Origin of the sequence: Streptococcus mitis (assembly GCF_946188585.1) — a bacterium.
In the GTDB taxonomy this organism is placed as follows: Bacteria; Bacillota; Bacilli; order Lactobacillales; family Streptococcaceae; genus Streptococcus; species Streptococcus mitis_DG.
In genome coordinates, this window is sequence record NZ_CAMHVI010000001.1 from 331362 (window position 1) to 358181 (window position 26820).

The window sequence follows — 26820 nt, forward strand, 5'->3', positions numbered from 1 at the left end:
ACTATCTTACAATATTTAATAATTCCTCATAACTTGAAACCACATCATAGATGTGCTGATCATTAATCAATCCAGCTTGTGCTAAGGCTTTAAAGTGAGCACGCGCACAGGCAATTTTTGCTTGCTCAGCTTGCTTTAATTGAAGACTAGACATAGAGCCTTTTGTTTCTGCAACAAAATAGATATGCTTGACACTACCTTCACGGAAGGCGATTGCCCAGTCAGGATTATAGTTTCCAAGTGGAGTCACAATACTGAACTTCCCTGGTAACTTCACATAAACACGAACATCCTCGTATTGTTCCAACGATTCTTTAAAGGTCTTCTCCGTATTTGAATCAACTTTTACAAAATTGTAAATTCCTTTTTTGGATTCAAGTAAGTGATCATCTGATCTGTTAGCAGTTTCAGGATTGTCATAAAACAAGTCCATATCATACTCTTCATTTAGCACATTATACTGAATATGCTTGATAATTTGACTTGCTTTTTGTTCATTAATGAGCTTTGAAACCTTAAGAATAAACTCTTCTGGATTCTGTTTAAACTTGTCAAATTGGTAGACATAGATTTTACTTAATATTTCCGCAACCAACTTACGAGTTAAACCAGTCTGCTCAGCAATCTCCCCTAGTAAATCATATTTAGTCATAATCTGCGAATCCGTTAGATATTCTTGTTGGCGATCATTCTCAGCCACTGTCAGATGGAGTCCTTCTTCCTTACTCATCTCAGTAGCGCTTGCTTGAGTTATATGAAAGCTTGGTTTGCTAACGACTAATTTCTCATTAATGTAGTCAACCGAATGTTTTACCAACTCTGCATCATCAAATTCTACTTGATAGCTTGTCTTTCGATTGATTTGCTTCCAGAGATTTAAGAATTCTTTTCGGGCAATATTTTCTTGATTGACCTCATTTGAGAATTGAATGACTGAATGATTGGCATTTTCAATTTCATACTGTCCAGCATGATAAACGCTCTCCAATATCTCTACCAGCTTATCCTCATAACCTGCTAGTGTTTCAGACAGTTGTAACTGATGATTTTCTTTTGCAGTAAAATATTCTGCAGTCAATTGCCCTTCACGGTCTATATAGCCTTGTCGAATCAAATCAAAGTGAATCGAATCTGCTTGTTCCTTCGTAATACGTATTGTTTGACCTTCTTGATTGGTTAGAACTTTATTCGCAAAAAGAGTAGCGTCCACTTTTGCAGGACGATCTGCTAAGAGTTCTTTGATTTCTTCTTGTAGACTTCGAGCAAATTGATCATAACTTTCATTTGCAATTACTGTCAGTTTATTGATTTCATGAACGTCACTTCCTAAGAGTTCAAAATCCTGACGAATTCCGTTTTGATCAACTGCCAAACGCATACCACGACCAATTTCTTGACGTTTACGAGTCTCTGCTGAAGATTGCTTCAGCGTACAGATTTGAAAGACATTAGGATTATCCCATCCCTCTTTTAGAGCTGAGTGAGAAAAGAGGAATCGAACTGGCTCCTCAAAGCTCAACAAACGCTCCTTGTCCTTCATAATCAAGTCATAGGCATCAGTGTCATTTGAAAGATTGTTCTTCTTTTCACTGGCAGATTTATAGTCCACAAAAATGGTCTTATCTGACTTCTTCACTTTATCTACCGAAAAGTAACCAGCATGAACTGAATTTCCTTCAAGATTAGCCTCCAAATATCTACGATAAGGAGTTGGTTCCTGTGTTCGGATAAACTGGTTTACTTGATTTCGGTATTCTTCTTCAAAAATCTGAGCGTATTCACCATTATAGGCATCATTATGTTCATCATATTGCTTATACTTAGCCACTTCATCGATGAAAAATAGGGATAATACTTTAATTCTTCGGTTATAAAGTTTACTTTCCTTTTCGATATGACTTTTTATAGTCTCTCGGATTTGAATTCTTCTGATACTCGACTCATCCACTTCCCCTATCACTTCACCGACATGAAGTTCTTGCATCACACCAACTTGAAGTTTGTTCTCTCTTGCATCAAAGTGACTAAGGGTCATTCCTTTATAAGCAGATAAATTCCCTGATTCAGCATACAAATCAAAGGGTTCATCCACCACCTTCAATTTTCTTTTGACACCTGACTGCGTTTTTACTTCAAACTCAATCTTTGCTTTGGGTGCTCCTGATTTTTGTGGAATGATTTCTTGTAGATAAAGATAGCCTTGTGTCCCGGTCGTCCCAGTTTGCTCAATAGCCTTAACTGCAATCTTCTTCACTAATTTTTGATTATAAGCATCCATGGCATCTAATCTATAAACCATATCATGCTTTTCCTTGTGGGTAGCCGAATAACGTAGCGTAAACAATGGCTTGAAATCTTTTAGTCTTTCCTTTGTCTGTTTCCCTTCAACAGACTGAGGTTCATCAATAATCATAATCGGATTCATCGCTGCCAAGACATCAATTGGACGGCGCCAACGAAAACTTTCCTGTTCGGAATGAATCCGTCGCGCATCTTTGCCTTTTGCATTAAAGGCTTGAGAGTTGATGACCATGATTTGAAGGTCTGACGAATTGGCAAAACTATCCAAATCACCTAAACGTGAAGAATCGTAGACAAAATAGCGTGGTTGTTTGCCATACTCCATCTGAAAGTGACTTGACATGATCTGTAGAGACTTGAGAACTCCTTCACGAATAGCGACACTTGGAACGACAATAACAAACTTAAGCCAGCCATAACGTTTATTCAACTCCATAATTGTACGGATATAGGTATAGGTCTTCCCTGTTCCCGTCTCCATCTCTATGGAAAAATTATAAGCTTCTCGACCAGCAATCATATCAATCGAAAGTTTATCAGAAGGACGTAAACCATAGCGAGTTTGCATGGCATGAACATTTTCTAGTATACTTGCTTGACTCAATTGAATCGGTGCATTTCGATAAGCATCTAAAACCAAATCTACCTCATCTGACTTGATACGACCTGGATCCGCCATATACTGAACTCCAGTATGTTTGGATTGCCCTTGAAATAAATCTGCAATAGCACTAACCGCATTCAACTGGAATTGTTGTTTTTTAAATTGTAGTTTCATAATGAACATTTACCTTTCTGAAACTTTTCCAAAGAAATCAATCATTGATTTTCCAAAATTAGATAATACTAACTTATTTCTAGCTTTGAGTTTTGGTACTTTCGATTTTGATCTAGATTTTATAGGATGAATTCTAGTTTTTGATTTTTCTAATCGTTCTTGAACCTCAATAATTGCATCACGGTATTCAGAAATAGCTACATTTATTCTTTCTATATCTTTCCCGACATCTAAGATAAATTGATTCTCAATCAATCCCATTCTTTCTAAATTAGATTTAACTGCACTTAACTGCTCAGGCGAGATATCTATACTTGGATGTTCATCTGGATTTAAATAATAATAAGAAAATCCGCGTTGCATTTCAAATAATACTTCCAAATCTAATAACGTAAGAGCAGAAAGAGTGTCGTAATAAATATAACTAATATCTACATCAATGTTCTGAAATTCTGATAATTTCACAAAACTACTTGCGAAATACTTTATCTTTTCATCCTGTTTTTCCTCAACAGTTTTTTCAAGCATATAGATAAATACAGAATCTATATCTTTCTTGACCTCAACACTCATAACATTGAGATTCCGTTTAAGGGCATCAAAATTCTCTTGAAGCTCAGCTACTAATAGTTCAAGGTTTTTTATTGATCTAGCATATTTATAACTTGAAATAGCATTACCTAAAACCGGAATATAAGAAAGCCCTAAAGAAAATGCAGTTTCTGAAATTGTAGAAAGCCCCTGCTCCTTAATCCAATCTTTTCCAGCATCGATTATAACATCTAAAAACGTTTCAACTAAAGTATCTTTACTAAGTTGACTAATCTCCTTTTTATCCACTCTACACCACCTTCACTTTTGTATGAGGTGATAATTCTTTGAAGATTTCACTTACGTTAATCTTAGCTGCTGAATTGGCAAATGAGCTATCACGGAAGACGGCACGGAGTGGTTGTGCTTGAGCGATATGACGGATTACTTCTTCTGATATTTCATCTTCGAAACAAGCCATGAGCGAACCTTGATCTACGTCATAAACTTCTGCTCCTGCTACCTTATCCAAATCAATGGCTAGTGACAGTTCCATTCCCCATGTCAGCATAACTTGGAAAAGTAAGTCAAGGCCAGTACGTCCTTCCTTGATATTGGATACACTATCAAAGAGTTCTCCTTGGATAAATTGATCAGGTCGAGCAGAAACATCCTTAAAATTAGAAGAATCTAACTTGTAGGCTTTAAAGCCAAAGTCTTGTTTGCCAACCAACTCAGGATGCTCCTCCTGAATCTTAGCAGCAGCAAGACGAACTCGCTCCTGCGAAAGTTGGGCAATGGTTTCAAAACCTACCTCTTTATTAGAAGACTTATCTACTACTTCCTCATCCAAAGTACACAAGATAAACTTACGGTTACCTCCATCTTCAGCATTTAATTGCATGACTGCATGAGCGGTTGTTCCAGAGCCTGCAAAAAAATCAAAAAATATTGCTTCGGAATCAAAAATACTCAATATCCTCGTCATAAAACTCATTTGCTTAGGATTATCAAATTCAATCCCCATATTTTTTAACAACGCATAATCAGGTCTTTGATCATCACTCATAATGGATTTTGGACGTTGCTTGGAGTTTTCATTCAAATATCTCTTTATCGTTGGCAAACTTCCATCTGTATGGAAATGAATCCTATTATCATTTACAAGTTCTTGTAATTTTTCATTTTTATAGCGATATCCACCAGGAGGTACAGGGTCTTCTTGACATGTTAGAGGATTAAATAGAGGAGTCATATTCCCATTTTTTACGCCACCTAAATCACCTTTACGATATAATCCACGTTCATCAAAGTACCAGTAATTGGTAAAATCTATGAATCGTGGATACTTCGTTAATTCTTTTAATTCATATGTAATTTCTTCATTACTTAAACCAGCATTTTGTAATTGCTTTACCCTCTTTTTATACTCATTTATATTATTCTTATCTACAGACCATTTATTTTCACTATGTTTTTTTGCTAATTCTATCTCGTCTTTGGAATAAACTAGACAATATTCATGACTTACCGAAATATATAAACTTTGGTTCTTAGAACTATTTGTATTCCTAGTAATACTTGCTATAAAATTCTCTTCCCCAAATATCTCATCACATATAGCTTTCAGATTCGCTTGTTCATTATCATCAATAGAGATAAAGATAACACCTGAATCTTTGAGGAGATTTCTTGCTAAGCGCAGGCGTGGATACATCATATTGAGCCAGTCTGAGTGATAACGAGCCGAAGTTTTTTCATTTTTTGTGAGCCCGACGACCTGGCGTCCTTCTTCATCCAAAAGCTCCATCTCTTCCTTCAACTCTTCATCTGTTTTTTGGAACTTATCAGAATATACAAAGTCTTTCCCTGTATTATAGGGGGGATCGATATAAATCATATCGATTTTTCCTAGATAGGATTCTTGTAAGATTTTTAAGACTTCTAAATTATCTCCAGTAATAAAGACATTTTCACTGTTTTCAAAGTCAACACTTTCATCAAGATCTGGTCTTAGGGTTTTTGTAGTTGGTCGTCCAGCTTCTGCAATAGCTTCACGCTTTCCAACCCAAGTAAACTCATAGGATTCTCGACCATCCACAATTTCCTCTGATAAAAACTGTTTTAGTTTCTCAAAGTCAATCGCAGGACCTAATCTGCCGTATTCATCCCTCTTTTCCGTCAGAACTTCAGGAAAAAGTTGACCAATTTTTGAAATATTATCTGTAAAAACAACTTTTGAAGTGAGAGTTAATTTCTCAAGTCCAGAGTTTTCACCTGTGTGCTGTGCTGTGCTGTGCTGTGCTGTGCTGTGCTGTGCTGTGCTGTGCTGTGCTCATGGTATTATCCTTTCTTAGCTTTGTCAAGCTTTTGTAATTTTAATTTTATAAAAAATTAAGTTGGCTTATCGTATTTTTGTAATGCTTCATTTTTAATAAATTACAGCTTCATTTTATCAAAAATAGATTTTGAAATCAAAAAAGTTCCCTAATCTCAATTTCTGATTTTCCTTTGTCAAAACTTACAATCAATTTTGCTTCTTTAAAGCTTCTATTTCTTTCAATGTAGCCTGATAGTCTCTTTTTATTTCTATTTGTTTTCTCATTGATTTTTCAGAATACATCTTTTTCTTTAACTGTTGTGCCCTTTTTTCTAATTTATCTAATTGGTCACTGAGATCAATAGAGTTTCTAAGATTACTTGTTTCTAAAACTTGTAACTCTTTCTTACCAGTTTCTTTTACAAGACTCTCATAAACATCATCTAAGTCATTTCCCTCAAAATCAATGCTTACATCATCACACGTCTGAAAACGACGTACAATCTTAAAGTGCTTGCCATCCTTTTCTTGACTTAAAGGCTCTTTATAATGAATAAGAAGTTCTTCTTGACCTTGTGAATATTTTAATACAAAAGCTGTGTAAATCCCTAATCTTATATCTAGCTGTTCTAACAAAGTGAACGAAACATCCATTTGTTCGAGTTCTATTTCTAAAATCATGATTTGCTTCACTTTTTTTCCAGCAGGAATATTAGTGGTACTTGTATCAATCTGATGAGTAATTTGAATTGCTCTAATCTGTTCTCTTAATTCTTTCTTTTCTTTTACAGAAACATTAAGATTATCAAAAAAATCACTATTTCCCTTTTTATGAGGCCGATATAGAACGTGAGCTTTTGATAAGGATGTATAGGATGGGAATTTAATCATCAGAATCTCCTTTCATCAATATAAAGAAACAAATTAGCTCAAAATCATCCATTCCCTCAATGCTAGTATTCATCAAATCAACAGATCCAAAGTTAAATAGGGCATCCATAGTTGAAATCTGATTATGTTCCATTAGTTGATCGATTGCCTCTTGAAGCAATTCCGAATAAACAACCATTTCTTTACCGTCTTTTGTTTGACGATTAAACTTGTCTACTACTTGACTTAATGGTTTACTTTGACCCCGACAAATGCTACTGAGGTGCTCCAATATTTTCTTGCTTTCAGATGGAGATAACAGTAGTTCGCCATTTCTATTGATGTAGAGGATATAATATGGATGAAGCTGATTTTGATTATTTTTTCCTTTTACCTGATCTTTATTTTTTAGGACAAAAATGACACCTTCTGATTCTTTATTGGAAGCAGGTAAAATAGCTTGCAACCCCCTCGGAACTTTTTCTAACTCAGGATGTTCTTCCAAATACTTAAGAAGATCCATACGATAATCTTCCAAGCCTAAATCCATAATGGAAATACCATCATTCATCTCCTCTAGATCGACCACTTCATCTCTAAGACGTTCTAATTGTTTTCGTCGGTAATTATTATCCTCTATTTCTTCACTAGACAAAACATTATCATCTGCTGTTGAAGTCAAGACAGAAATCTTCATTCTAGATTCAACCCTAGACTTGAGATCGATATACTCATCTAACTCAAGGTTCGGCCAAAAGTTAACCAATTGAATGTATTTATTTTGACTACCAATTCGATCCACACGACCAAATCGTTGAACAATACGGACAGGATTCCAATGGATATCGTAATTAACCATCATATCTGCATCTTGTAAGTTTTGACCTTCGGAAATCACATCTGTTGCGATTAAAAGATCGATCTCACTCTCATCACCAGGAAACAAAACATCACGAGATTTTGATTTAGGAGAGAAATAAGTTAGTAACGAATTGAGATTTTTATTTTTAGTTTCCAGAGTTGTTGCAAAACCTTTTGTACCTGAAATCTGAGCAGTGTAGAGACCATACTTATCCAAGACATACTGACTAATATGTTTATAAAGGTAGTTGGTTGTTGTCGCAAATGCAGAGAAAATAATCAGCTTTTTATTACCAGGATTGATTGGATTTGTTAGCTTCTCATCTATCAAGGTAAAAAGAGTCTGCAGTTTTTGGTCTTCTTGTGGTGTTATTTTACTAATTAGATTTTCTAACTCTGTCAATACTGCAAAATCTTGTTCTAACTCGACCTTCCAACTACGATAATCCATATCTTGTAGAGCAATCCGATTTTTCTTACCAATAGAGAACTCGAAATTACTATCTTCCAAATCAAAATCATCTTCATTAAGATGAGGAACAGCAGATAAATGATCCAAACCTGTCAATTCATATTCCTCGATAGCCTGTAACGTCTTTTCTACATAATCTTTTACAACGTCTATTAAAGTATATCGAAAAGCTGCGACAGAACTTTCTAAACGTTTGAGCAGGTTAATCATCATCAGTTTTTTGATACCAGACTCACGACCAAACTGAGTTAAATTCCCCATTTTTCCTTCTTTACTTTTATCGTATTTAGCTCTCTTTGATGGGTAGATATGTATTGAAGGTTGATAGATAGTCAACTGCAGTTTATCAAGTAAGTGATATAATTTTTTATAGGTAATTCCAAGATTTGAAACTGTTAAATCAGGTTCAAAATTAAGTGGTTTTAAGCGCTGTGGAAACTCTCCAATGGCTTCTCTATCATAAAATTCGCGAATATGTTTTCTACTTCTAGCTATGGTTACACTATCTAGTACTTTAAAGAAATCAAAATCTAATGTAGATAATAGTTTATCTGTTGTTCTCTCTTCTGCAGGTAGGTCAGTCCACTTATTATAAGCAGATTGAGCGTTTCTGAAAATATCATTTATAGATGATTTGGTTTCTAATTTACTATCAATTTGATCCGTATCACCTTCATAGGCTAGAGCAATTTGATTTTTCAAATCATTAAAACGATTATTAACAGGAGTGGCTGATAACATAAGTACCTTTGTAGGGACACCAGACTTTATGATGCGATTCATTAGACGGCTATATCGATTTTCTCTCCCCTCAGATAAGTCATTTTCGCTAGAGCTACCATTTCTAAAATTATGAGACTCATCAATGACAACCAGATCATAAGTATGCCAATTATTTAAGGACAAATCAATTCCATTAGAGTGCCCTTTATCTCTACTAAGGTCTGTATGATAAAGCACGTCATAAAGCAAATGTCTATCATAAATTGGATTATTTACATAATCATGACGATACATATTCCAGTTATTTTCTAACTTTTTAGGGCAAAGTACTAAAATACGTTTGCCTCGATAAGCATAATAAGTCATGACTGCTAAAGCTGTATAAGTCTTCCCTAGACCAACCGAATCCGCTAGAATACATCCATTAAATTTTTCTAATTTAGAAATAATTGATTTCACTGCATCCTTTTGAAAATCATATAACAGCCCCCAAATCTTACTTTCTTTATAACCAACACCTTCATTTGGTAAAAAGTCTTCATTGATATCTTCTAAAAATTCATTGAATAAATTATATAGCATCACATAGTAAATGAACTCAGGTGAATGTTCTTTGTGAGCTAGGTTTAAATTCTCCAAAAACTCTTCTGTAACATCATGAAAATAATCCTCTTCTTCCCAAAGATTATCAAATTCATCTAAATAATTTAAACTAAGTGGTGCATGATAGAGGTTTCTACTCGTTTTAAATAGAGATGCCTCATATCCTAATTCTTTGCGATCAAAGTTTTTCAAACGATCTACCGCCACTACATCATCCGAATTTTCAATTCGAATACCATTCGGCATTTCATCTGTTTCAATATTAATAGACTTAAATTGCGCTTTTCTTCGGATCCAATCAGCACATTCACGAGCAATCGCTTTTTGGGTCAGCTCATTCATCAATTTCAGTTCATACTTTCCACCAAAAATCGATTGTTCCCGTTCTTTTTGGGGTATCGTATATTCACGGAAATCTGTTTTGGTTTCATCTGTTACAAAAGTCGGATTTGTGAAAATAAATTTTAACTCTTCAATATTCTCCAATTCCTCTTTCAACTGCTGATAAGCAAACATAGAAAAGGTTGCTGCTGCAATTTTGACTCGGCTCTCTGATTTCAATTCTTTCTTTAACTCATCTCCAAGACGAATTGATCTATTATCAATTTCCATAATTCCTCCCTACTAGACTATTTCTACTATTATATCATTCTTTACAGATTCAAAATAGACCTTTATTCTTCTTTCTAAAAAGAGACTGGACAAAAAGCTTTAAAATCAAAAACACATAATATCAGATATTGAAAAACCTTGATACTATGCGTTTTATTGTGGGAAGATTTACTTCATTTTCTACTAAAATTGAGTTTTTACCCAGTCTCTTTTCTGTTTCTTAAGTCCCCCAAGCAACCAATAGATAGATCAGGCTAGAACCAAACATATCTGCTAAAGCATGCATGAGAAAGAATGGAAGGAGATTTTTAATTTTATATTTGTATAAGAAATAATAGAATAAGCCATAAACTACACCGATTACCAAAGCCCATACTAATCCTTGATAGGTGTGGAAGGAAATACGAATAATAGTAAAATAAAGCAAAACCAACCACTTGTGTTTTTCCTTCACTGAAGTTAACAAACCTAGAAAGAAAAACTCTTCATAAAATCCATTAAGCAAGGCATAGGCAATCGCTATCGGACTGAGAGCTAAGAACTTCCCTATTATTTGCGTGAAATCTATATAGGCAAAAAGGTCTGGATTAAAGTAATTATATTTACCAGTGAGAGTTGTAACCAAGTCTCCAAACAGTCCCACTAAAGCAAATATAAATGGAACCCAAAAGATAGTGGACCAATTCCAGCTAATAGGAAGCTGTTTAAAATCATAATTTCGAATCAAAAGATAGAGTAAGGTCACAGTCAGTAATATAGCTTGCAGGGTAAAATTACTAAAATAAGCCGCACCTTCGCTTGCAGCCTGTCTAACTGTCCCTACTGTACTTGATGCACCCGTTGGAAACGTATTTGCTAAAAATAGCTCAGTTGAACGAATTATAAACTGACCAAACATTATGATCGTAATAATCACAATGTCAAACCATCTCAAGTATTTTTGAGGTTTAGATGGATGTATTTTTTTAAAAATATTCATATTTTCTCCAGGTATTCTATACTCATATAAATATTTTAAGAAAAAAGGCTTAAACTTTTATAAAATTTCATTAATTCATTTAGATTCAAAAGCTTTTATTAGTAAAAATAACCCCTCTTTGAGAGTGGTTATCATCTACTTTCATTTTTTTGTTTATTTCTCTAACAATAAATCTTTCAACGAAATCAAAGTGACTGCAATTAAAATCATTGCCATACCAAGAAAATCAATAGAATAAAATTGTTCATTCATAATTAGGAAGGCAAAGAAAACCGCCGAGATTGGTTCAATTGAAGCCAACAAACTTGACTTGACCGGTCCTATCAGACTGGTTCCTTTAAGGAAAGCTGTATAGGCAAAGACAGTCCCGATAAGAATAATGCCCGCAAAAGCGAGGAGAAAATCAAGACTAGTTGGGATAACAGTCTGTAGAACTCCTGTAAAAGGAAGAGCGACCAAACCTGCTATGACCATTCCCACACCAATGACCAAACTGCTCCCCCACTTCTTAATCAAGGCTATGGGCAAAATGATATAAAGTGCGTAAGTCAGAGCAGAAAAGAGACCCCAGAACAGGCCTGCAGGTGTCATGGATAACTGGTCCAATTGCCCATGAGTTGCAATCAGGAAGGTCCCTCCAATGGCTAATATGATTGAAATAATCTCTCCCAGTGTCGGTGCCACCTTATCTTTGATACAGCTATAAATCAAAACCCCGACAGGACAAACATACTGAAGCACAGTCGCTGTTCCTGCATTGGTCTCCTGAATAGCAGTTAGATAGGCGAATTGGTTGAGGAAGAGACCAATTAGAGCAAAAATAAGAAGAGACAGCAAACTCTTTCTATCCTTTAAAAAGGCTAGCATTTTATCCTTTGCAGTAGCATAAGCCAAGACCATGAGAATCCCACCGGCGATTAAAAGTCGTAAGTTAGTTAAAACCAGAGACGAAATTCCATGTGCCATCAGGTATTGGCCACTCGTTCCTGACAAGCCCCAAGCAATCCCAGCCACAACTGTTAATAGAGTCCCTTTTAAACTGTTTGACATGTCTCTCCTTACTCTTCTTTGCGAATCAAGTCCATCACTTGATTGCGGTCTATAATCCATTGAGCCCTCTCATCCTTTTCATAGGTACGATTCGATAGGAAAATAGCCGCTTCTTGCTTCTGGCGATTCCACATGATAAAGGTACCTGTATAGCCCGTATGGTCTAACCAATCTCCTTCCAAATTCCATGCTAAAGAACGTTCCTTGTCATCCAAAGGAGAAAAATTTTGACTCAAGTCTCTTGCAAAATCATCCTCTAAATAGTGCTGCAAAAAGATTTGTAAATCCTTTACAGTCGAAAACAAACCAGCACTACCAGCATGTCTGCCCAAGAGACGAGCCTTGGGATCATGCACGATACCTGCCTCTACACCTCTGACTGTTGGAACAGCAAGCTCAACTGGCCCAAACTGGGTTTCATTCATTCCCCAAGGTTTCCAGACTTGATCCTGTAAAATCACATCCAAATCTTGATCGAAGATTCTTTCCAAAATAAAGCCCAATAGCAAAAAATGAACATCCGAATAAAGAAAGGCTGGCTGACTTCGTCTGTTGAGATGAAACATCGCTTCCTTTAATTCTGAAGCTGTTAAAAGATCACGATTAGGAATAAATGGATCAAGATCTGTTGCGTGAGTCAAGAGCTGGCGAATAGTGATATCTGGATAATCACTTTCAGGTAAAAAATCGGTTACTGGTCTGTCAATATCTAATTGACCTTTTTCCCACAAGAAGGTGAAAACAGTACCAACCCCAACAACCTTACTGACACTAGCTAGGTCGTAAACTAGTCCTGCCTCAGTATCCAAGCCATGTTCTGAGTCACTCTGGCCTACATAAATCTCCGTCCATTGATGGTCCTTAAAACACGCAAAAGAGGCTCCGGGATAAATCCCTGCCTCGATTTGTTCTTCTATTTTTTTAATAATCTTGGTCCACTTCATACTTCTTCAAACCACAATTCAACATTATTTCTATCTTTACCAAGGAAGAATTTTTCAGACTTAGGAATAAAATATTCGGTAGACTCAAATTTCTGGCGTAGACTTGCTAAATCTAGTTCATTGACCAAGAACTTGAGCATAGATAAGTCCCAAGTAACCGTATTGTTCACAGACAGATCCTGCCCCTGAGCTGCGATAAAACCAAGTGATGCCCCAAGTTCAGATGGTTTCAAGAGACTTTCGACATCAGTTGGGAAATGTAATTCCATAGAAATCTCAAATTTACTTAAAGAGATTGATTCCAAATCTGTTTGAAATTCAGGTTTTTCTCCTACTTCTACTAGACTTGCTCTGTCATCTTCTGCATGAATCAAAATCAAATCATCTTCTGGCGAGTAAATTTCAAAAGCGTAGCCATTTTGCCCTTTATATAATTGATGAATCGAATCTGTTTTAGATAAGAGGCCTTCGATTTCCAAGGGATTTTCCACCTTGATAATCAATCTAGCTAGTTTTTTTCTTCCCTCTACCTTACGAGTACGCATGCTTGGTGCTTCTTCCAAAACCAGCTTTTCAAGACCTGTTTGATCCCCTAGTGACAGAAAAGCTGACTCTTCTAATAAGGCCTTCATGCCAAGGGTTTCAATATAAAATATTTCATTTAATTTTCTATTATTAACTTTTAAAGTAGGAATAATCCGTACAATCTGATTTACATTCATAAACTCCTCCAACTCTTTTATTTTAAAGGATTTTAGAATTTTTTACAAGATATTATACTCAAATTTACCGATTTTTCGTAAAAATTTCATCTAAAAAAACCGAGGATTTCCCCGGTTTCAATTTCTTATAGGTAAAGGAATTTGAAGATAGCTACTGCCGCAATTGCTGCTGCGATAGGTGCTACTACTGGTACCCAAGAATACCACCATTTTGAATCGCCTTTGTGCTCACCAAGAACTGATTTTGGAAGGAAAGCATGAAGGAGACGTGGTCCCAAGTCACGGGCTGGGTTTAAGGCAGGTCCTGTAGGTCCACCAAGTGATGTTACCAAGGCCATAACAAGGAATCCAAGTGCCAAGTGAGCTACTGAAAGTCCTGAAGCAGTATGTGGTGCTACTTGGGCTTTAATTGCTAAATCAGAGAAGTCAACATTTTGTCCTGCTTGACTAGCCATTTGTTTCATGTATTGGAGGACTTCAGCTCCAAAGAAGTTTTTAGTCAATCCAAGAGCTGCAAAGAAAAGAACAAATGAACCAACAAACTCATTTACAAAACCATTAACAGTTGCTGCAAAGTGTGATTCTTTTGTACCATTATCCAAACTTGAAATTGTTGAGAAAGTACCCAAGATATTGTTTGGATTTTCAGTTTTCAAGTAGTATGGGCGGTGTGTTGCCACAACCAAGGCTTGACCAAAGATAGCACCCAAAACTTGTGCAATGATGTAAGGCGCAACTTGTGCCCAAGGGAAGAGACCGCTGATCGCAAGTCCAAGAGTGAAAGCTGGGTTGATGTGGTTACCAGATACATTACCAAACATCAAAGCTGGGATCATAACCCCCATACCATAACCAACAGCGATAACGATCCAGCCACTTTGGTGACCTTTCGTACCTTTCAGTTCAACGTTGGCAACTGCACCATTTCCAAGAATGATCAAAATAGCAGTTCCCAAAAATTCAGTGGCATATTTGACTGCCCATGCGAAATCCATTGATAGATTCTCCTTAATATTTTTTAGACAATCCCTATTCTATCAATTTTTATATCTTTTAGCAACAGGTTTTCTAAAAGAATATATAAGAAAGCGGTTTTATTTCTTATAAAAAGCAAAAGGATTAAGGGATCCCATTTCCTTAATCCGATAGTTCTTATTCTTGACGTTGGCTGAAATCTGCAATCATCTGATCCATTTCTTGTCGACTCGGAGTTGTCAGCATATAAAGGTAATCTCCTTGAAGTTCCGCGAAGGCTGCTGGCATGATTTTTTTAACCTTGAACTGCTGACTGTATTTGGCAAGTAAATCCTCCTCAGAATAGACATAATGAGCATTTGCACGGCGAGAAGTAGCCAAACAATACTGAGGGGCAAACTCTGAGGCAGGAAACTCTTCTCCTGCGACAATCGCCGCATAGCTACGATAGAGGTCCAAGGAATGGGCAAAGTTATAAACATCAATGGTAAAACCACCTGCAGGACGGTTATTGTACTCAATGGCAATGTAATCATCTCCCTCACGGAAGAACTCGATATGGAAGAACCGTTCTCTCATACCAAATTCTTTGACGATAGCCTCACCATATTTACGTAATTTAGGATCCATATCCTTGAGGATGTAATAAGAATTGTCCATCTTGTAAATCATGAGATCAAGCGGTGTATAAGCATAGTCAAAGGTTGTTGAAAAGACAATCTTACCATTCTTATCCACTAAACCATCAAATGTACAGATTTCACTGGAAGTGACAAATTTCTCAAAGAAATAAACGGTTGAATGGTCCCACTCAGCCTTGAAGTGATTGATATCGTCTTCTGTCTCAAGCTTAAAGGTTGCGGCTGCTCCTACTCCATTATCAGGCTTGGCAATCATTGGAAGACCGATTTCTTTCACAGCTTGATCAACATCTTCTTCCGTCTTGATAACAGCTCCAGGCACCACAGGGACACCTGCTTTTTTGAAAAGTTTCTTCATTTCAGACTTAAATTTAGTCTTTTTGAGATCATCTGGTTTGGCACCAAAAACATTGAATTGTTCTCTGAGTGTTGCATCCAGCTCAAGCCAGTATTCATTGTGGGATTCAATACGGTCAATCGGGCCATGTTTATAAAAGAGAAAAGCAACAGCGCGCTTGACTTCGTCTACATTTTCAAGATTGTCAACACGGAAATACTCAGTCAGGCTATTGCGCAAGGGCTCATCCAGTTGCTCGTAGGGCTCTTGGCCAATTCCCAAGACTGTGATGCCTTTATTAGCTAGTTCAATGGTAAACTGTTGAAAGTTTTGTGGATAGTAGGGAGAAATAACAAGGTAATTCATAGGTAACTCCTTTTATAAATAGAGATTGCCAAGGAAATAAGGCATTTGTTTGCGCCACCATTCCCAGTCGTGGGCGACATCGTGTCCCCATTCAGCAAACCAGGCTGGAATTTGTTTCTGGTCAAAGGCTTCTTTGAGCTTGTAAAATGATGGTAAACCGTCTTGTTCCCAGGCTCCAAGACCCGTACACAGCACAATCTCTGCCTGACGATAACGGTCAATAAACCAGCCGTCGTTCTGGTTCCAGATATAATCTACTGGCGAGTTTTGGTAAATGGCATCGTCGTTGTAGTAATCGCCGACAAAGAAACGTGCGTCGTAAACACCGCTGAGAGCAATCACCTTGTTAAAGACATCTGGATGTTGGAGAAAAAAGTTGACTGCATGGTAGGCGCCCATCGAGCAACCTGTAGTCATCATGCCATCAAACCAACCTGTCTTATGCTTGATAAAAGGAATGGCCTCCTCAATCACGTAGCGTTCATAGGCACGATGCATTTCCGCTTGGTCGTGACCATTTTTCCAAGTAGCCAACCAGCTCTCACTATCTACACTGGATAGGGTAAAGAACTGGACACGGCCTTCCTCGATAAAAGAAGCACAGGCATCAATCATGCCAAAATCATAGTATTCATTGTGACTACCACCTGATGAAGCAAAGACCACAACTGGAATCCCAGCATGTCCATAACGATTAAGGTACATTTCACGGTTGAGGTGACCACTCCAGTGGCTAAGATGTTCAATATGCATTGGCTTTCTCCTTTTCTAACTTACCATTTCTCTGCAAAAAATCTCAGACAGTCTGGTAAATTCTCCGACCAAGGGATTTCACTATGGATGGCACCAGACTGAACTTTCAAGACAAGATTATCCAAGTGTACTCCCCCTGCTATTAAATCATGGTAATATCGAAGCGACGAGTCGATATAGGCTTGTTTGATATTACCAGCCATCAGGGTCTTGTCCGTATCATCTGCTTCCTCTGTTCCTACATAGATGAAGATGCGCTGGTCAGGCGACAGTTGCTGGCGCTCTATATAGCGGTTAAAGGCTTCTTGGTGCAGCCAGTTGGCAGATGAAAAGACTCCTAGACAACCAATTTGGTCTTGGTATTCCAAACCGATAAACTGGGTAATATTGCCGCCTAGTGAGGAACCAATCATAGCCGTATGCTGGCGATCAGCTTTAGTACGGTAGGTCTCATCGATAAATGGCTTGACCACCTCCATGACAAACTCAGCATACTCCACGCCCTTACCGCCAAATTGCTGGCCTGGGATAGGAGATTCTTGGAACTTCCAAGCCGCATACTCATTCATCCGCCCCATACCATCATTATCAATGGCTACGACAATCATGCGACTGATATCAGGATTACGCTTAATAGCTGGGATAATCTTCCATGAATGGCCAATGAAAGACTCCTTGCTATAAAAAACATTTTGCCCGTCATGAAAGTAAACAACAGGATAGGAACGATCCGTGTCTTTCTCATAATCTTTAGGTAGAAGAACACGTACACGGCGTTCCTTACCTGTATAAGGAACCTTGAGTTTGTGTTCTTTCATTTTTAAATAAAAGTAGGATTGATTCATTGTCAGAAAACTCTCTATATTCAAAATTTTATTTTATTATATCACAATTATAGAAAAAAAGTTAGTTTTGCTTCCGTTTTTGGAATTAAAAACTAACTTTTTCATTTATTTTTCTAAATTCTTCTGGATTTTCTGAATTAGAGCAAATTATCAATCAAGTCATCCACTTCATCTTTTTCAGCCTGCGGTGTAATCTCAGTAATCATGATTCCAGCCACTGCTCGCTCTACTAATCCTTCAACATCCATACGCGCTTCGTACTGCTCCGCATTCTTAATCTTAGGATTGGTCTTTGGACGATCTGGCGCAAAAATGGTACAACAGTCTTCAAAAGGCTGGATTGAAATGTCAAAGGTATCAATTTCTTGTGCAATATCAATGATTTCCAACTTATCCATGGTTACAACTGGGCGGATGATGGGAGTGTTGGTAACGGCATTGATAGCCTGCATGCTTTCAAGGGTTTGGCTGGCTACTTGACCTAGACTCTCCCCATTGATGATAACTAAACCATTTCGTACCTCACGAATACGGTCAGTAATCCGCATCATAAAGCGACGCGTCAAGGTCATAAGGTAGGCTTCTGGCGCCTTAGCCTTGATTTCCTCTTGAATCTCAGTGAAAGGTACTTCGATAAACTGGATATTTCCCCCGAACTTGGTTAATTTACGGGTCAAATCTTGGGCTTTTTTAAGAGCACCAGGACTCGTGTATGGTGGGCTGGCAAAATGAACAGCCTCAATATCCACTCCACGTTTCAAAGCAAGATAACCTGCTACAGGTGAGTCAATCCCTCCTGACAACATAAGCATCCCTTTACCTGAAGTTCCAACTGGCAAACCACCAGCCCCACGAATGGTTTCATAAGAAAGATAGGCTGCTTCTTCACGGATCTCCACCTGAAGATTGATGTCAGGACTTTTCATTTGAGCTTGCACATTTGGAATAGCTTCGAATACAGCACTTCCAAGTGTTTGGTTGAGTTCACGACTATCCAATTCAAAGTTGTGATCGCTACGCTTGCTAGAGATTTTGAAAGTCATGCCTTCCTTATAGATATCTTTCATAATCTCTTGGACAGCAGACTTCAGAACTTCTACAGATTTTTCGACCTTGTATACAGGGGAAAAATTTTGAATACCAAATACTTGTTTGAGCGATTCTGCTACTGCTGTGTAATCTGCTCCATTGAGGTAAGCGTGGGCACGGTCGCGATCTGCCGTTACCTTAACTTGGGGATAGATAGACAAAACGTCTGAAATATTATTGCGAAGTTTATTGATGAAACGCATACGGTTTTTACCCTTGGTTGACAGCTCACCGTAGCGAATCATAATTTCTGAATACTGCATGAATGCTCCTATCTTACTTTTCTAGTTTGATTGTAAATCAATTTTAACTTGGTCAAAAACTGCTCAACCTGACTCATATCATTTTCAAGGTCTAGGCTAAGACGCACAGCTGACTGGGCCTTATCCTTGTCGACTCCCATAGCTATCAAGGTTCCAGCTGGTTTCCCAGCCTTGGATGAACAAGCAGAGGTCGTTGAGATGAAAATATCATAGTCTTCAAAGGCGTGAACAATGACTTCTCCACGAACACCCTTAATCCCAAAAGTCAGAATATGAGGGGCAAAGTCTTCCTCATCTGAAAAGACAAATATATCCGGATAGTCCAAAAGCGCTTGACGAATGACTGCCTTAATCTGTCCAGTCTTGCTCGTAAAGAAATCTAGCTTTTCCATAGACAAACGGAGGGCCTTGGCTGTCGCTGCAATTCCTGCCACATTTTCAGTTGTCGAACGATAATCACGCTCCTGACCACCACCTGTTAAAAGGGGCGTAATCTTCTTGCCAGACTTGATATAGACAAAACCAACACAACGGACTCCATGAAACTTATGGCTCGAAAAGGTCGCAAAATCCACTCGTTCTGTTAGATACTTTTCAGTTGGAATCTTAGCAAGTGCTTGAACCGCATCAACGTGGAAGGAAATAGTTGGCTTGTCTGCCAAGAGTTCTGAAATAGCTTTAATAGGTTGAATAGAGCCGATTTCATTGTTAACTGCCATGATAGAGACGAGGATCGTATCAGGTCGTATCAAAGCTCCTAGAGCCTCAACATCCACAAATCCTTTCTCATCTACTGGAGTAAAATCCACTTCAAAACCTTGAGATTTCAACCAAAGGGCTGATTCTTTGACTGCTGGATGTTCAACGGCAGATACAATGATGTGCTTGCCAAACTGGGCTTTTTCAAAGGCCACACCCTTGATGACCCAGTTATCTCCCTCTGTTCCACCAGAGGTAAAGAAGATTTCATCACTTTTCTTACCAATCAAATCCGCAATTTGCTGCCGGGAAGCATCTAAGATTCGTGTTGCCTGGTCTCCCAAACGATGGAGACTAGACGGATTTCCTAAAATTTTTGAAGCGACCTGCAGATAAGTTTCAAGGGCTTCAGGATAAGGCTTGGTCGTCGCTGAATTATCAAAGTAAATCATATTTTCTCACGCTTTCTAAAATCACTCCCTCTATTGTATCATGAAACGGAGCTTGCGACAAGAAAGGGCAATTCCTCTTTTTTTAAGATTTTTTTAAAGAAATGCGGTATAATAAATTTTAATTAAAGGAGAGAATGTATGTCTAATTATCGTAGAACTTCAAAACCAAAAACAGAACACATCAAAAAAGGCTTTACGGTCTTTCAAAAAACCGTTGCTACTATCGGTAGTATCCTTGGCTTGATTACCGCAAGTATCACGATTATGAACGCCTTGGATAATAATAAAAATACTAAAAAAGAACCTACGACAAGCCAGACGACAACCATTGTCAAAGAAATTCAAAAGGAATCCCCTCAGGAAAACACTAATCCCAATAAGGAAAATAATACTAGTCAAGAAAAAACACAGCAAGAGGAAACGCCAAAATCCAGCGTCAAGGAAGAGAAAAAAGAAGATCAGAAAACAGCAACTCAGGACTCTTCTATACCAGCTACAAATAAAGAAACAAGCGATAACGGAACACAGTCAAATACGACGAGTTCTGAAGCTAAAACAAACCAGTAATCACAAAAATAGCTTCCTTCCAAACTTGGAAAGAAGCTATTTTTTTTATTGTTGTAAAACTTTTCTTGGTTTGGTACCTTCAGCTGGACCAATGACACCTGCCATCTCAAGCTCTTCCATGAGACGGGTCGCACGGTTAAATCCAACTGACAAACGACGCTGAATCATAGATGCGCTGGCTTTCTGAGTTTCAATAACTAGAGCTTTGGCTTCTTCAAAAAGCGGATCTCCACCAGATTCACCATCTGAAAATTCTCCGTCATTTTCAGAGACCTCACCTGGATCAAAACTCTCATCGTAGTCCGCATCTGCCTGAGCCTTGATAAAGTTTACGATACGTTCGACATCGTCATCCGAGATAAAGGATCCTTGTAAACGAACTGGATGATTTTCATCAATCGGTTTAAAGAGCATATCTCCGCGACCAAGCAGTTTTTCTGCTCCATTTTCATCCAAGATTGTTCGTGAATCTGTACCAGACGAAACCGCAAATGCCACACGGGATGGGACATTGGCCTTAATCAGACCAGAGATGACATCAACGGATGGACGCTGGGTTGCAAGAATCATGTGGATACCAGCCGCACGCGCCTTCTGTCCGAGACGAATAATAGCATCTTCTACTTCCTTGCTGGCTACCATCATAAGGTCAGCCAACTCATCCACAATCACGACAATGAGTGGTAGTGGAACCTGCTTGTATTCAGATTGGGAATTGAACTCTTCTACCTTGGCATTAAAACCTGCAATATTCCGAACTCCCACCTTGGCAAAGAGTTCATAACGGTTTTCCATTTCATCCACAACCTTTTGCAGAGCCTTACTGGCCTTGCGTGGATTGGTCACAACTGGAATTAAGAGATGGGGGATATCATTGTAAACAGACAACTCAACCATCTTAGGGTCTACCATCATAAATTTGACTTGGTCTGGTCTTGCCTTCATGAGAATGCTAGCAATAATACCATTAACAGCTACTGACTTCCCTGAACCCGTTGAACCTGCGACGAGCAAATGAGGCATTTTTGAAAGGTCAAAAGCTCTTGCGGTGCCATTAACTGCCTTCCCTAAAGGAATTTCCAAGAGATTTTCTGCTTTCGTTTGAGATTGTTCCCATAGTTCGCGGAAGGACACAGTCGCAATCTCAGAGTTAGGAACCTCAATTCCGACTAAGGATTTACCAGGTATTGGTGCCTCAATCCGAACATCCTTGGCTGCCAAGGCTAGAGCGAGGTCATCTGCTAGATTGGAAATGCGGTTAACCCTTACACCCACTGCTGGCTTGACTTCATACTTGGTCACTGATGGACCAATTTCAGCCCGTTCAACTGTCACCTTGATACCAAAGCTGGCAAAAGTTTCTTCTAGGATTTTGATATTTTCTCGGACGATTTTCTTCTCTTTAGACTGGTCCTTTGGTTTATCTGGGGCAAAAAGTTGTAAACTTGGAAGTTTGTATTCAAGGGCTTCTTTGGCTGAAAAATCAACCTGTACATCTTCATCATCAAAGGTCTCCTCATGGTCAGGGAATTCAAGTTCAGCTTGAGGCAGGATGATTTCTGGTTCCACCCACTCTTCTTCAGGCATAGGTGGAAGAGCCTGAACAGCTTCCTCTGTCAAAATTTCACCTGTTTCCATATCGACAGGAGGCAAATCGAGCAAGGCTTTCTCAGCTGCTTCTTTTTCTAATCTAGCTTCTTCCTCAGCTTTTTGACGAGCTTTTTCTTCTTGTTTGACAAAGCGTTCCTCTTTTCGACGCTCATGCCCTTCCCGCCATTTGGCAAAGCCTCTACTGAAGAATTCAGCAATATCGTAAACAGACCAAGGACTGACTAGGAGGGCTCCAGCTAAAATCAAGATAGAACCAATAAAGTAAGTGCCGACATTTGAAAAGAGAAAGGCAGTTGGCACATAGAGTCCAACACCAATCAAGCCTCCTCCAGCAAAACTGGTCGTTCGAAAACCAGTTAAATCCGTCACAACCTGAGCCATGGTTCCTTTTAGAACGGACTTGTCCAAACCATATTTCCAAACCAAGTAGGCCTCAAAAATCAGGAGCAAGCCTGCAAATATGGTGAAAAAGCCAGATAAGAGCCCTTCCTGTTTTCGGATCCACTTGAAAAAGAAGAGATAGACCAAGAGGGCAAATATTGCCAGATAAGCTAGGCTCCCCACCAGCAAGCGGATTAAATTGTAAAGAGTGATACCTGCAGCCCCTAATTTAAATGCTGCGAAAATCAATAAAATCGCGATTCCCAACGAAATCAGCATTCGTTGAATCGCTTCTTTTCTTTCGAGTTCTGCTTTAGACGGTCTCCGTCTTGTTTTACTTGTATTCTTGTTTGCCATTCTTCTATTATACCATATTTCACAGGCATTTCGGAAAGAGAAAAAGACTGCACCAAACGGTCCAATCTTTTCATTTTTCTATTTTTTATGCTTGTGGTTTGCGTAGGTAACCATAGACCACACCACTTACGATTGCTCCTACCAAGACAGAGACAAGGTAAAGAAGTGCATTTGAAGTAAGGGCGATGACGAAGATTCCTCCGTGTGGTGCCATGAGTTTGATACCTGCAAGACCAACGAGTCCACCTGCTACTGCTGAACCAAGGATGAAGCTTGGAATAGCACGAGCTGGGTCAGCGGCACCAAATGGAATCGCTCCCTCAGTGATAAATGACAAGCCCATGATGATGTTTGTCAAACCAGAGTTGCGTTCTTCTTTAGTAAATTTATCTTTGAAAAGAAGGGTTGCAATAAAGATTGCAAGTGGTGGCACCATTCCTCCAGCCATAACTGCTGCCATGGCTACAGAACCACCTGAAGAAACAGTCGCAGCAAGCGTACCTGTACCAAAGACATAAGCCGCTTTGTTAACTGGTCCACCCATATCAACAGCCATCATTCCACCAAGGACGATACCAAGAAGAACAGCTGAACCGCCTCCAAGACCGCCTAGGAAGTCATTCATAGCAGTGTTGATTGCTGCCATCGGGATGTTAACAGCTAGCATGACAAATCCTGTCAAGATTGTTCCAAGAAGTGGCAAGAGAAGGATTGATTTAGCACCTTCAAGTGAACGAGGAACTTTAACATATTTCTTGATAGCAAGAACCAAGGCACCTGCGATAAATCCACCAACAAGGGCACCTAGGAAACCAGATGAGACACCTGTAAGAGTTGAAGTTGCTTCACCACCTGCAGCATAAGGAATTTTACCAAAGGCAAAACCTTCTTTGGCAATAGCACCAGCCACGAAACCTGCTACCAAACCTGGTTTTTCAGCGATAGAGTAGGCAACATAACCTGCAAAGACTGGGAGCATCAAGCCAAAGGCCGCACCACCAATTTTCATGAACATAGAAGCTAACTCATGGTAAGAACCAAGATTGCCAAGGTTTTCATTTGGAACACCCAAAGCACCGTCAATCAAGAAGGCAAGGGCAATCATGATACCACCGCCAATAACAAATGGCAACATTTGAGATACACCACTCATCAAGTGTTTGTAGAAGGCACCACCAAGGCTTTGTTTTTCATTGCTTGCTGTTGCAGCTTTTGCACCATTAGCGGCACGATAAACTTCAGCATCTCCTGAAAGAGCCAAGTTAATCAACTCTTCTGTCTTACGGATACCGTCAGCAACTGGACGATTGATCAATGGTTTGCCATCGAAACGATCCATTTCTACAGCCTTATCTGCTGCGATGATAACAGCTTTAGCCTTACGGATGTCTTCAGCAGTTAGTTGGTTACTAACACCGCTAGCACCGTTGGTTTCGACCTTAATTCCAACACCCATTTCAGCAGCCACTTTTTGAAGGGCTTCTTGGGCCATGTAAGTGTGGGCAATACCTGTTGTACAAGCTGTAACAGCTACGATAAAGTCACCAGAGTCATTTGCAGGCACTTGAACAGGTTCCTCAGTTTTTTCTGAAGCTTGGTCAAAAATCTCAATGACTTGGTCAGCTGATGTTGCTTGGCGAAGTTTATCAGCAAAGCCGTCTTTCATCAAGTATTGAGACAATTCTGCCAAGGCTGCCAAGTGAGTATCATTGGCACCTTCTGGAGCCGCAATCATGAAGAAGAGGTCAGTTGCTTGTCCATCCAAGCTCTCATAATCAACACCCTTGTTTGACTTGGCAAAGAGAACTGTCGCTTCTTTTACAGCAGCGTTTTTGCTGTGAGGCATTGCGATACCGTCTCCTAAACCTGTAGAAGTCAAGGCTTCACGCGCCAAAATGCCTTCTTTAAAGGTTTCAAAATCTGTTACATAACCGTGGTCTGTCAAGCTTTTAATCATCTCCTCGATGACAGCAGTTTTTTCAGTTGCCTGCAAATCCAGCAACATAACATCTTTTCTCAATAGGTCTTGAATTTTCATCGTTTTTCTACCTCAACTTTTTCATAAGTTTCTTTAATAAATTCTGCCGTTGCCAAGTCATCCGAGAAGGTGGTTGCCGTTCCGCAAGCCACTCCCCATTTGAATGCTTCTACTGCATCTTTAGATTTGACAAATTCACCTGTAAATCCAGCGACCATAGAATCACCAGCCCCAACTGAATTTTTGACTGTTCCCTTGATTGGTTTAGCAAAGTAAGCTCCCTCAGATGTGACAAGAAGGGCACCGTCGCCAGCCATAGAGATAATCACATTTTGAGCACCCTTAACCAGTAACTCTCGCGCGTATTTCTCTATTTCATCTAAACTTTCGAGTTTAACCCCAAAAATCGCTCCAAGTTCGTGATTATTTGGTTTAACCAAAAGTGGCTGATAGTCCAAACTATCAATCAAGGTCTGTCCTTCAAAGTCACAGACTACTTGCGCACCAGTCTTGCGCGTCAAGGCAATCAAATCCTTGTAGATGACATTGCCTAGATTTTTAGCACTTGAACCAGCAAATACAACCGTTTCTTCTGCAGTCAAACTAGACAAAATAGCTTTCAATTCTTCTAACTGGGCTGGTTCGACAGCTGGACCCGTTCCGTTGATTTCTGTTTCTTGGTCCGCTTTAATCTTAACATTGATACGAGTATCTTCTGCAACTTGGACAAAACGTGTCTCGATTTCTTCCTCTGCAAGGGTATCTGTGATAAATTTACCAGTAAAGCCACCGATAAATCCAGTCGCTGTATTTGATACATCCAAACGTTTCAAGACACGACTGACATTGATTCCTTTCCCACCAGCAAACTTATCATCACTGTCCATACGATTGACACTACCAACTTGGACTTGGTTCAAACGAACGATATAGTCAATGGATGGATTGAGTGTGACTGTATAAATCATACTTCTATTACCTCCGTTTTCTCCTTAATAACCTGCAAGAGCTCCTGCTCTTGACTTGTGATAACAATAGCTCGTTTGAGTGGTGCTACCTTGGCAAAGCAAGTTTGTCCAATCTTAGACGAATCGACCAAAACATAAGTCTGCTTAGCATTCTCCAAAATAGCACGCTTCACAGCTCCCTCTTCCATATCAGGAGTCGTATAATAACTATCGTCCACACCATTCATCCCGATAAAGGCACGGTCAAAGTGCAATTGGTTAATCTGGTTAAGAGCAACACCCCCGATGCTCGCATCTGTCGCCATCTTGACACTTCCTCCAACCATGACAGTTGGAATCTGCTTTTCAACCAACTGAGCAGCATGGTGAATCGAATTTGTCACAACTGTAACATTCTTATTGACCAATTCATGAATCAAAAAAGCAGTTGTTGTTCCAGCATCGATAAAGATGACATCTTTTTCTTTAATGAGAGAGGCTGCTTTCTGAGCCAGTAACTTCTTCTCTTGAAGGTTTTTGACAGATTTTTCTTGAATGGTTTCTTCTTCCTGTAAGGAGTGGGGGAGTTCTGCTCCACCATGCACACGACGAAGCTTGTTTTCTGCTTCCAACTCATCCAAGTCTCTTCGAACCGTTGATTCTGACGTTTCTAGCAAACTAACTAATTTCTCTAAAGAAACTACATGATGTTGATTTAACTCCTCTAAAATCAGTTGCTTCCGCTCTGTTTTTAACACCGAACCACCTCCTGTTATCGTTTACACTATTCATT

Annotated in this window: 20 protein-coding genes; 1 reads left to right on the forward strand and 19 read right to left on the reverse strand. The window is 38.9% G+C overall.

Translation table 11 applies throughout. The annotated features are described in order from the left end of the window. Position 1 precedes the first annotated feature (1 nt). The 15 genes from N8M66_RS01685 to N8M66_RS01755 all read right to left on the reverse strand — a co-directional run bounded on the left by N8M66_RS01685 (position 2) and on the right by N8M66_RS01755 (position 20186). A complete protein-coding gene (locus tag N8M66_RS01685) occupies positions 2-3079 on the reverse strand; it encodes a type III restriction-modification system endonuclease (RefSeq protein ID WP_261045220.1) in 3078 nt (1025 codons plus the stop codon). A gap of 9 nt (positions 3080-3088) precedes the next feature. Next, positions 3089-3919: a hypothetical protein gene (locus N8M66_RS01690; RefSeq protein WP_261045222.1), complete on the reverse strand. Its 831-nt coding sequence runs from the start codon at positions 3917-3919 to the stop codon at positions 3089-3091. Between the two features lies 1 nt (position 3920). Next, complete coding sequence (locus tag N8M66_RS01695; protein WP_261045224.1) at positions 3921-5711, reverse strand: site-specific DNA-methyltransferase; 1791 nt, start codon at positions 5709-5711, stop codon at positions 3921-3923. Between the two features lie 426 nt (positions 5712-6137). Then, positions 6138-6821, reverse strand: a complete 684-nt coding sequence (locus tag N8M66_RS01700; RefSeq protein WP_261045226.1) for a DUF4391 domain-containing protein — start codon at positions 6819-6821, stop codon at positions 6138-6140. Next, positions 6814-10071 carry a helicase-related protein gene (locus N8M66_RS01705; RefSeq protein WP_261045227.1) on the reverse strand — a complete coding sequence of 1086 codons (3258 nt, stop codon included), beginning with the start codon at positions 10069-10071 and terminating at the stop codon, positions 6814-6816. The genes N8M66_RS01700 and N8M66_RS01705 overlap by 8 nt, the downstream gene beginning before the upstream one ends. Positions 10072-10291: 220 nt before the next feature. Next, positions 10292-11050, reverse strand: a complete 759-nt coding sequence (locus N8M66_RS01710; protein ID WP_261045229.1) for a CPBP family intramembrane glutamic endopeptidase — start codon at positions 11048-11050, stop codon at positions 10292-10294. A gap of 153 nt (positions 11051-11203) precedes the next feature. Then, a complete protein-coding gene (locus tag N8M66_RS01715) occupies positions 11204-12100 on the reverse strand; it encodes a DMT family transporter (protein WP_261045231.1) in 897 nt (298 codons plus the stop codon). Positions 12101-12108: 8 nt separating this feature from the next. Further along, the gene (locus tag N8M66_RS01720) at positions 12109-13044 is read right to left on the reverse strand and encodes a serine hydrolase domain-containing protein (protein ID WP_261045232.1); all 936 of its coding nucleotides are present in this window, start codon (positions 13042-13044) and stop codon (positions 12109-12111) included. Further along, positions 13041-13766, reverse strand: a complete 726-nt coding sequence (locus N8M66_RS01725; protein WP_261045234.1) for a CppA family protein — start codon at positions 13764-13766, stop codon at positions 13041-13043. The genes N8M66_RS01720 and N8M66_RS01725 overlap by 4 nt, the downstream gene beginning before the upstream one ends. A gap of 125 nt (positions 13767-13891) precedes the next feature. Next, the gene (gene gla, locus N8M66_RS01730; RefSeq protein WP_261045236.1) at positions 13892-14761 is read right to left on the reverse strand and encodes an aquaglyceroporin Gla; all 870 of its coding nucleotides are present in this window, start codon (positions 14759-14761) and stop codon (positions 13892-13894) included. A 157-nt stretch (positions 14762-14918) separates the two neighbouring features. Then, on the reverse strand, positions 14919-16085 hold the full coding sequence (locus tag N8M66_RS01735) for an ATP-grasp domain-containing protein (protein WP_261045238.1): 1167 nt from the start codon (positions 16083-16085) through the stop codon (positions 14919-14921). Between the two features lie 12 nt (positions 16086-16097). Then, positions 16098-16838, reverse strand: a complete 741-nt coding sequence (locus N8M66_RS01740; RefSeq protein WP_261045240.1) for an esterase family protein — start codon at positions 16836-16838, stop codon at positions 16098-16100. A 20-nt stretch (positions 16839-16858) separates the two neighbouring features. Further along, complete coding sequence (locus N8M66_RS01745) at positions 16859-17683, reverse strand: alpha/beta hydrolase (protein ID WP_049532194.1); 825 nt, start codon at positions 17681-17683, stop codon at positions 16859-16861. A 137-nt stretch (positions 17684-17820) separates the two neighbouring features. Continuing rightward, a complete protein-coding gene (gene thiI / locus N8M66_RS01750) occupies positions 17821-19035 on the reverse strand; it encodes a tRNA uracil 4-sulfurtransferase ThiI (RefSeq protein WP_261045241.1) in 1215 nt (404 codons plus the stop codon). Between the two features lie 8 nt (positions 19036-19043). After that, positions 19044-20186, reverse strand: a complete 1143-nt coding sequence (locus tag N8M66_RS01755) for a cysteine desulfurase family protein (RefSeq protein ID WP_261045242.1) — start codon at positions 20184-20186, stop codon at positions 19044-19046. Between the two features lie 138 nt (positions 20187-20324). Here N8M66_RS01755 and N8M66_RS01760 point away from each other — a divergent pair, with 138 nt between their 5' ends. Beyond that, complete coding sequence (locus N8M66_RS01760; protein ID WP_261045243.1) at positions 20325-20753, forward strand: DUF6556 family protein; 429 nt, start codon at positions 20325-20327, stop codon at positions 20751-20753. A 45-nt stretch (positions 20754-20798) separates the two neighbouring features. Here N8M66_RS01760 and N8M66_RS01765 read toward each other — a convergent pair whose 3' ends face one another. The 4 genes from N8M66_RS01765 to N8M66_RS01780 form a co-directional block, all read right to left on the reverse strand. Continuing rightward, a complete protein-coding gene (locus tag N8M66_RS01765) occupies positions 20799-23102 on the reverse strand; it encodes a DNA translocase FtsK (protein ID WP_314725940.1) in 2304 nt (767 codons plus the stop codon). An 85-nt stretch (positions 23103-23187) separates the two neighbouring features. Then, positions 23188-25140, reverse strand: a complete 1953-nt coding sequence (locus tag N8M66_RS01770) for a fructose-specific PTS transporter subunit EIIC (RefSeq protein ID WP_261045246.1) — start codon at positions 25138-25140, stop codon at positions 23188-23190. Then, positions 25137-26048: a 1-phosphofructokinase gene (gene pfkB / locus N8M66_RS01775; RefSeq protein ID WP_261045248.1), complete on the reverse strand. Its 912-nt coding sequence runs from the start codon at positions 26046-26048 to the stop codon at positions 25137-25139. Before pfkB ends, N8M66_RS01770 begins: the two co-directional genes overlap by 4 nt. Then, positions 26045-26785, reverse strand: a complete 741-nt coding sequence (locus N8M66_RS01780) for a DeoR/GlpR family DNA-binding transcription regulator (RefSeq protein WP_261045250.1) — start codon at positions 26783-26785, stop codon at positions 26045-26047. Before N8M66_RS01780 ends, pfkB begins: the two co-directional genes overlap by 4 nt. Between the last annotated feature and the right edge of the window lie 35 nt (positions 26786-26820).

What these genes read in the sequence shown, in the direction of transcription:
- N8M66_RS01720 (WP_261045232.1), bottom strand. Translation starts at nt 13,044, where the DNA reads ATGAAGTGGACCAAGATTATTAAAAAAATAGAAGAACAAATCGAGGCA.
- gla (WP_261045236.1), bottom strand. Translation starts at nt 14,761, where the DNA reads ATGGATTTCGCATGGGCAGTCAAATATGCCACTGAATTTTTGGGAACT.
- N8M66_RS01705 (WP_261045227.1), bottom strand. Translation starts at nt 10,071, where the DNA reads ATGGAAATTGATAATAGATCAATTCGTCTTGGAGATGAGTTAAAGAAA.
- N8M66_RS01745 (WP_049532194.1), bottom strand. Translation starts at nt 17,683, where the DNA reads ATGAATCAATCCTACTTTTATTTAAAAATGAAAGAACACAAACTCAAG.
- N8M66_RS01755 (WP_261045242.1), bottom strand. Translation starts at nt 20,186, where the DNA reads ATGATTTACTTTGATAATTCAGCGACGACCAAGCCTTATCCTGAAGCC.
- N8M66_RS01740 (WP_261045240.1), bottom strand. Translation starts at nt 16,838, where the DNA reads ATGCATATTGAACATCTTAGCCACTGGAGTGGTCACCTCAACCGTGAA.
- N8M66_RS01735 (WP_261045238.1), bottom strand. Translation starts at nt 16,085, where the DNA reads ATGAATTACCTTGTTATTTCTCCCTACTATCCACAAAACTTTCAACAG.
- N8M66_RS01765 (WP_314725940.1), bottom strand. Translation starts at nt 23,102, where the DNA reads ATGGCAAACAAGAATACAAGTAAAACAAGACGGAGACCGTCTAAAGCA.
- N8M66_RS01715 (WP_261045231.1), bottom strand. Translation starts at nt 12,100, where the DNA reads ATGTCAAACAGTTTAAAAGGGACTCTATTAACAGTTGTGGCTGGGATT.
- N8M66_RS01710 (WP_261045229.1), bottom strand. Translation starts at nt 11,050, where the DNA reads ATGAATATTTTTAAAAAAATACATCCATCTAAACCTCAAAAATACTTG.
- N8M66_RS01725 (WP_261045234.1), bottom strand. Translation starts at nt 13,766, where the DNA reads ATGAATGTAAATCAGATTGTACGGATTATTCCTACTTTAAAAGTTAAT.
- N8M66_RS01770 (WP_261045246.1), bottom strand. Translation starts at nt 25,140, where the DNA reads ATGAAAATTCAAGACCTATTGAGAAAAGATGTTATGTTGCTGGATTTG.
- N8M66_RS01685 (WP_261045220.1), bottom strand. Translation starts at nt 3,079, where the DNA reads ATGAAACTACAATTTAAAAAACAACAATTCCAGTTGAATGCGGTTAGT.
- N8M66_RS01700 (WP_261045226.1), bottom strand. Translation starts at nt 6,821, where the DNA reads ATGATTAAATTCCCATCCTATACATCCTTATCAAAAGCTCACGTTCTA.
- thiI (WP_261045241.1), bottom strand. Translation starts at nt 19,035, where the DNA reads ATGCAGTATTCAGAAATTATGATTCGCTACGGTGAGCTGTCAACCAAG.
- N8M66_RS01760 (WP_261045243.1), top strand. Translation starts at nt 20,325, where the DNA reads ATGTCTAATTATCGTAGAACTTCAAAACCAAAAACAGAACACATCAAA.
- pfkB (WP_261045248.1), bottom strand. Translation starts at nt 26,048, where the DNA reads ATGATTTATACAGTCACACTCAATCCATCCATTGACTATATCGTTCGT.